Here is a 6,758-nt window from a genome sequence, read left to right as displayed (position 1 = left end):
TGACGGCGAACACGTCGTACACGTTCAAGGTCGAAGCGGGAGATGCGTCCGGCAATTGGAGCACGAGCGGACCTTCGACAACGGAGAAAACGTCTGCGGACACTGGTGGAGGCAATAACGGCAACAACGGCAACAACGGAAATAACGGAAATAACGGAAATAACGGAAATAACGGAAATAACGGAAATAACGGAAATAACGGCAATAACGGCAATGGCGGCAAGCCGACAGACCCGGGCACCCCGGTCATTCCGGCTAATCCGTTCAAGGACGTAGACGCCCATTACGATTGGGCGAAGGATGCGATCGCGGTGCTGGCCGACAAGGGCATCATCAACGGCACGTCGTCCGCGACCTTCGAGCCGAGCAAGCGGATTACGCGCGCCGATTTCATGGAGATGCTCGTCCGCATGCTGGACCTGAAGGCGGACGCGAAGTCCAACTTCAGCGACGTGAGCGCGAACGACTACTACTATAAGGCGCTTGGGATCGTTAAAGCGCTCGGCATCGCGAACGGCACGGGCGACAACAAGTTCAATCCGCGCGACTTCATCTCGCGTCAGGACATGATGGTGCTCATGAGCCGGGCAATGGACGTGACCGGCAAGCTGGATCTGACCGGCGCGCCGGCGGATCTGAACGGCTTCAAGGATACGGCGAAGCTGGCTCCGTACGCGGTCGATGCCGCGGCGGAAATGGTGAAAGCGGGCGTTGTCCAAGGCAGCGGCTCGGCGCTGAACCCGACGGGTCAGGCGACGAGAGCGGAAACCGCGCAAATGATTTACCGTCTCTATCTGCTATTGCAGAAGAACGGCAGTCTTTAAGCCGATCCGATTGGCTTGAAGCGCAGATCGGCCGGGCAGTGGCTTATCGGCCTTGCCCGTCTTCGGAATGCCGGAAAGTCCACGGGACTTTCCGGCATTTTGCTTTTCGCCCAAGTTTAAGGGAAAAAATCGTGGCCGAATCCCGCCTCAAACCGCTATACTATAAGGATCATTCTATCATCGGGGGTATCCGTTTCATGTGGATCATCTTGTTAATTCTCGCGGTAGCCGGCTTTCAGGGCTTAGCGATGCTCGTGTCGCGGAATAAGCTGGAGCGGTTCGATGCGTCCATCATCCATGCCGTGCAGGGCCGGGAGAACGACACGCTGACCGCGATTGCCAAAGCGTTGGGCAAGATCGGCTCGTCGTCCGTCGTCATTCCCGCGCTGCTCGTCATCGCGCTGATCTTGTTCGTCGTGCTTCGGCACCGCAAGGAACTCGTGCTGCTCATTGGCGGCATGCTGGGATCGACGCTCCTTAACGACGCGCTAAAGCCGATCTATAAGCGCGCCCGTCCGGACATCCACCGGATCGTCGAGGAGCAGGGCTACGGCTTCCCGAGCGGCCATTCCATGGCGGCGTTCTCCTTCTACTTCCTGGTTACCTACTTGCTGTGGCGGCATCTGCCGAACCGGGGATGGCGAACGGCGCTGCTGGCGTTCAGCGCGGTCATGATCGTAAGCATCGGCCTCAGCCGCGTTTACCTGGGCGTGCATTATCCGTCCGACGTTCTCGCGGGCTACTGGGTCAGCGCCTGCTGGGTGACGCTGTGCGTCCGGTTGTTTCGACAATGGGCGCGAGCCCGCAGGTAGGGGACTTGAATCTATTGGAGTATTGAGAATATCCTACCAATCGGATACCATGTAGATGGCAAGCTATTATTTTTTATTAGACGAGAGAGAGGTTTAACATGAAACGTTGGATAGGATTGGCATTGACGCTGATGGTCGTGTTGGCGTCGTTCGCGGGCACGGCTTCCGCGGCGAGCACGAACGCGGCCGCGGACATCAAAGTGAAGCTCAACGGGGAATGGGTCATCTTCCCGGCGCCGCCCGTGCTGCTGAACGGCAAGACGTACGTCGAATTCCGCACGCTCTTCGCGAAGCTCGGGTACGCGATCGATTACGACGCCGCGACCAAGACGATCAAGGCAAAATCGGATAGCCGCAGCATCCAGATGACGCCGACGGGCACGACCGCGCTCGTGGACGGAACGAAGGTTCCGGTCAACGGCGAGATGAAGCTGTTGAACGGCCGCACGATGGTCGGCGTTCGTTTCATCGCGACGCTGTCCGATAAGAACGTCGCATGGGACGGCGCCAAGAAGATCGTCTCGATCGACGACAAGGGCGCTACGCCCGCGCAGCAAGCGGAAGTGTTCGCCGTGCTGAACAGCCTGGCGGCCGCCGAGGACAAGCAGGATGCGGACGCCTACGTGGCGCTGTTCCACTCCCAGTCCCCGATGAAGGATTCCGTAAGCGAGATCGTTCACGATCAATTTGCCAAATTCCACACCAAAACCGACTACGTGGAGATGACCTTGGATTCCTACTCGTCATCGGAAGCGGTCGTGTATACGGTGGAGGATACGACCCGCGTCAGCGGCACCGGATTCTTCCCGGACAAGGAGTACGAGATCTATTACACCCTGCACAGGGAAGCCAACGGCAAATGGGCTATCTATCTCCAAGAGGTAGACACCGATGCCGTGCTTGACGAGGACAGCGTATGGGCGCAGGAAATCCAGGCTCCCGACGCGGACAAGACGGCCTTGAACGCGCTCGTGAGCGCGCAGGCAGCGGCCCTGAACGCACAAGATATCGAGGCGTACAAAGCAACGCTCGTGCCGGATGCCGACGGCTACGACGACGATGTCAGCGATACGAAGGATTGGGTCGATAACAAGGATATGACCCTCAAAGCGGCGCTTGTCCGCACGGCCGTCGTCGAATTGGACGGGGACAGCGCGACCGTGCTGGCGGAATTCCGCTACGATCTCAATGCCAAAGACGGCACGGAAGAGGACAATGTCGCGTTCCGCTCCGTCGCGGTCTACGAGATGGAGAAGAAGGACGGCAAATGGCTGGTTCTGCCCGGCTCCAACGCGAACGAGCTGATCAGCGAGCTGATCGAAGAATAGTTCACAGTCCAAACCCTGCTTTGTCCCTCGGGACGAAGCGGGGTTTGTTTTGCGTTGCCGTCTTTCCGGCGACTAAGAGGTCGTTCAGTCGCGTCCCGCTTGCAGCGCCGCAGACCAGCAAGGCCGGTTCCGCGCTTTTTCACACGAGGTTCATAATGGCCTGCTAGACTAGAGTCGATCATACCGGACCTGACAATCGGCAAGGGGGCGAAAGCATGAAACCGTGGACTGAGTTCGAGGAATCCGTGAAGCCGCATCTCAAGCATGTGCGGGCGTATTGCGCCTATTTGACGTCTTCGAAGTGGGAGGCGGAGGATTTGCTGCAGGAGGCGCTTCTTCGGGCATTCAAACAGTATCGGGATACGGGCAAGCTGCGCCATCCGCGTTCGTTGCTCTATAAAATCGCCCGTAATCTGCAGATCGACGCGCACCGCAAGCGCCGCGGCGTGACCGTGCCGATCGAGGAAGCGCTGCTGCAGCCGCATCACGATCCCGATTATGCGTCCGTACAGGGAATATTGGAGTGGTTGACGGAGCATTTGTCCGAACGCGAGACGGAAATGCTGCTGATGGCGGAGGTATTCGATTACTCCTATCAAGACATCGCCGACGTGCTGCACTGCACCGTGCCCGCCGTCAAAATGGTGCTGCATCGTTCCAAGAACGCGCTGCGCAAGCGAGGGCGACCCGAGCTCGCCGGCGGACCCGCGCGGAGCAAGCCGGCTAGGCGCAAGAGCGCTCCGCTGCCGTATAAGCTCGAGCGCTGGACGTCCGCGCTGATGACGGGCGAACTATAGGCCGGACATAGGCCGCATGACAGGAGCCCCTTTTCCGAAAGGGGCTTTTTGCGCGGGCATCATCCGTCAACAGAAGGACTTTAAGCCTACTCTCGAAATATGTAAATCAATTCCATAGGACAATAGGCGCGGTGTCGTGGTATTGTATAACTAGCAGTTAAGATTTACCTTGGGAATATTCGACAAGTCTGAATTCGGTGGAGGCACGATGCGACATTACTTGGGCAAAATCGCAAAACATGATATGGTGAATGCCTTCGGCGTTACCGTTCTTCCGGCAGGCACCCTCCTGCGCGAAGAGCATTTGATTCTACTGGAAAAGCACGGCATAGACAATCTGTCCATGTTCTTCGAAGCCGCGCGGTCCGAACCGGCCCCGGCCAAGTCGCCGCGCGAAGCGGTGGGCGGCATCGTGGAACGCGCCAAAGCGTTGTACGCGGCCATTCAGGAAACGGGACAGGTCCCGCTGAAGGAGCTTGAGGCGGAAGTCGTGCCGGCCGTCCAAAACGTGGCGAACCATCCGAATATATTCGAGCTGTTCGAAGCGGTGAAAGCGCAGGGCGACTATACGTACGAGCATAACATCGGCGTCGGCGTCCTCTCCACGATGATCGGCAGATGGCTTAATTTCGGCGAAGAGGAATTGACAGCGCTTACGATCGCCGCGACCCTGCACGACGTCGGCAAGGTGAAAATCCCGGAGGCGATCATCAATAAGCCCGGCAAGCTGACGGAGGACGAGTTCGAGCTCGTCAAGAAGCATGCGATCTACGGCTACGAGATTTTGAAGAAAACCGAGGGCGTCAGCTACCGCGCTGCGCTGGTCGCGCTCCAGCATCACGAGCGCGAGGACGGAGGCGGCTATCCGCTTGGGCTGACTTCGGACAACATCGACCCGTTCAGTAAAATCGTGGCGGTGGCGGACATCTTCCATGCCATGTCATCCGATCGCCCCTATCATAAAGCGCTGCCGTTCTACGAGGTCGTGCGCCAGCTGCGCGAAGGGTATTTCGGGCAGTTGGATCCGACGATCGTATCGGTCTTCCTCGAGAACATCACGACGAAGCTCGTCGGGCAGCGATGTCTCTTGACGGACGAGCGGGTCGGCGAGATCGTCTACATCAACCCGCATGACGGCGAAGCGCCGCTCGTCAAAGTCGGCGAGGAGTTCGTCGACCTATCCTGCGAGCGCAAGCTGCAGATCAAGCGCATCATCGGCATTTAGCGAGGGCGCATCACTGCCTTAGCGCGAACAAAAAGAGCAGGCAAGGACGATCGGCGTCCGGCCTGCTCTTTTTCTTTAAGTCTGTAGGTTCAGGTCCATTTGGCGGCCCATAGCTTCATCTCGTGCAAAATGCAGTGCAGGTCCACGCCTTTCGGCGTGAGGGAGTATTCGACCGTCACGGGAACGGTCGGGAAGACGTGCCGTTCCAGCACCCCTTGGTTCTCCAAGTGGCGCAGCGTGCTCGTCAGCGCCCGCGGGCTCACGTCGGGGATCTGACGCTGAAGCTCGCCGAAGCGGCGTTTCTCGCAAAACAGCTCGCGGAGTACCAGAAAGGCCCATTTTCCGCCGATGACATCCAGCGTTTTCTCGATATTGCACTCGATAACGGCAGGTTCTTTCGGAACGTAATTGTTCAAGGTCATGGTGTTCAAGCCTCCCCAAATCATAGTTACTTTAAGTATAGCAGATATAATCGGTATAATATAATGAGATTTATTTCACTACTATCTATTTGAAATTAACAGCTTTAGAATAGATTGTGGGTTTGGAAGCAAGCCGGAAAGACCGACAAAATCGAGCTTGGAGGGATTGCGATGCAATACAGAAGACTTGGCGGAAGCGGCGTGAAGGTAAGCGAGATCAGTCTCGGAAGCTGGCTGACCTACGGCGGTTACGTGGAGAAGCAGAACGCGGTGCAGGCGATCGAGAAAGCATACGACCTGGGCATCAATTTCTTCGATACGGCAAACGTGTACGAGCAAGGCGCGGCCGAAGTGCTGCTTGGCGAGACGCTGAAAGCCTATAAACGGGAATCGTACGTCCTGGCGACGAAAGCGTTCTGGCCGATGGGCGAAGGACCGAACGACCGCGGCTTGTCCCGCAAGCACGTGATCGAGCAGGCCAACGCGAGCCTGAAGCGGCTCGGCGCGGACTACGTGGACATTTTCTATTGCCACCGCTACGATCCGGCGACGCCGCTGACGGAGACGCTGCGCGCGATCGACGACCTGATCCGCTCCGGCAAGGTGCTGTACGCCGGCGTGAGCGAATGGACGGCTTCCCAGATGGCCGATGCCTTGGCGACGGCCGACCGGTACTTGCTGGACCGTATCGTGGTCAGCCAGCCGATCTACAATATGTTCGAACGCTACATCGAGAAGGAAGTCATCCCGTACGGCGAGAAAAACGGCATCGGACAAGTCGTCTTCTCCCCGCTCGCGCAGGGCTTGCTGACGGGCAAATACGCGTCCGTGGCGGATATCCCGGCGGACAGCCGCGCGAACAAGCTCGAGTGGATGCGCAAAGGCATCACGGAAGAGAAGCTGGCCAAAGTGCGGGCATTGTCCGAGATCGCCTCGGAGCTGGAGATTTCCACGGGCCAGTTGGCCTTGGCATGGATTCTCCGCCAGCCGAACGTCGCGAGCGCGCTCGTCGGCGCCAGCCGTCCGGAGCAAGTCGTCGAGAACGTGAACGCGTCCGGCATTCAGCTGAGCGAGGACGTGCTCGCGCGGGTGGAAGAGATCTTGAAATAGAGCCGTCTGGGTACGGGGAGCGGCGCTATCGCCGATTTGAAGATACCCGGAACGGTACATTGGCGGAAATGCGACGACATCGCCGTAGGAACGGCGCCAGGTACCGTACATGACTGGAAATGCAGCGCCATCGCCGAAAGAACGGCACCTGGTGCCGTACATCTCCTGAAAAGCGGGAATCGACGCAAAGTACGGCACTAGTGACTGCACATTGATCGGAAATGCGCCGAAATCCGTGTC

7 protein-coding genes are annotated in these 6,758 nt (G+C 58.2%); 6 read left to right on the top strand and 1 reads right to left on the bottom strand.

Going from position 1 to position 6,758, the window contains the following annotated elements; genetic code table 11:
- From GT019_RS11265 to GT019_RS11245, 5 genes are all read left to right on the top strand, one after another.
- Positions 1-824, top strand: an 824-nt coding sequence (locus GT019_RS11265; RefSeq protein ID WP_161743243.1) for an S-layer homology domain-containing protein, incomplete at its 5' end; no start/stop codon positions are given.
- Positions 825-1,021: 197 nt separating this feature from the next.
- Entirely contained in the window at positions 1,022-1,636 is a 615-nt protein-coding gene (locus tag GT019_RS11260; RefSeq protein ID WP_161743242.1) for a phosphatase PAP2 family protein, read from the top strand.
- 98 nt (positions 1,637-1,734) lie between these two features.
- The gene (locus GT019_RS11255) at positions 1,735-2,964 is read left to right on the top strand and encodes a stalk domain-containing protein (protein WP_161743241.1); all 1,230 of its coding nucleotides are present in this window, start codon (positions 1,735-1,737) and stop codon (positions 2,962-2,964) included.
- 215 nt (positions 2,965-3,179) lie between these two features.
- The gene (locus tag GT019_RS11250; RefSeq protein WP_161743240.1) at positions 3,180-3,761 is read left to right on the top strand and encodes an RNA polymerase sigma factor; all 582 of its coding nucleotides are present in this window, start codon (positions 3,180-3,182) and stop codon (positions 3,759-3,761) included.
- Between the two features lie 208 nt (positions 3,762-3,969).
- Positions 3,970-4,986, top strand: coding sequence for an HD-GYP domain-containing protein (locus GT019_RS11245; protein ID WP_161743239.1), 1,017 nt, complete (start codon positions 3,970-3,972; stop codon positions 4,984-4,986).
- Between the two features lie 89 nt (positions 4,987-5,075).
- Here the strand turns inward: GT019_RS11245 and GT019_RS11240 are convergent, their stop codons facing one another.
- Positions 5,076-5,408 (bottom strand): winged helix-turn-helix transcriptional regulator, encoded by a 333-nt coding sequence (locus tag GT019_RS11240; RefSeq protein ID WP_161743238.1) that lies wholly within the window; start codon positions 5,406-5,408, stop codon positions 5,076-5,078.
- Positions 5,409-5,579: 171 nt separating this feature from the next.
- On the opposite strand from GT019_RS11240, the gene GT019_RS11235 reads away from it, so the two are divergent.
- Positions 5,580-6,518 (top strand): aldo/keto reductase family protein, encoded by a 939-nt coding sequence (locus tag GT019_RS11235; protein ID WP_161743237.1) that lies wholly within the window; start codon positions 5,580-5,582, stop codon positions 6,516-6,518.
- The last annotated feature ends 240 nt before the right edge of the window (positions 6,519-6,758 follow it).

It is taken from the genome of Paenibacillus glycinis, from assembly GCF_009909185.1.
Classification (GTDB): domain Bacteria; phylum Bacillota; class Bacilli; order Paenibacillales; family Paenibacillaceae; genus Paenibacillus_Z; species Paenibacillus_Z glycinis.
Note: the sequence above shows the minus strand (reverse complement) of the source record. Positions and strands in the feature narration are given on the sequence as shown.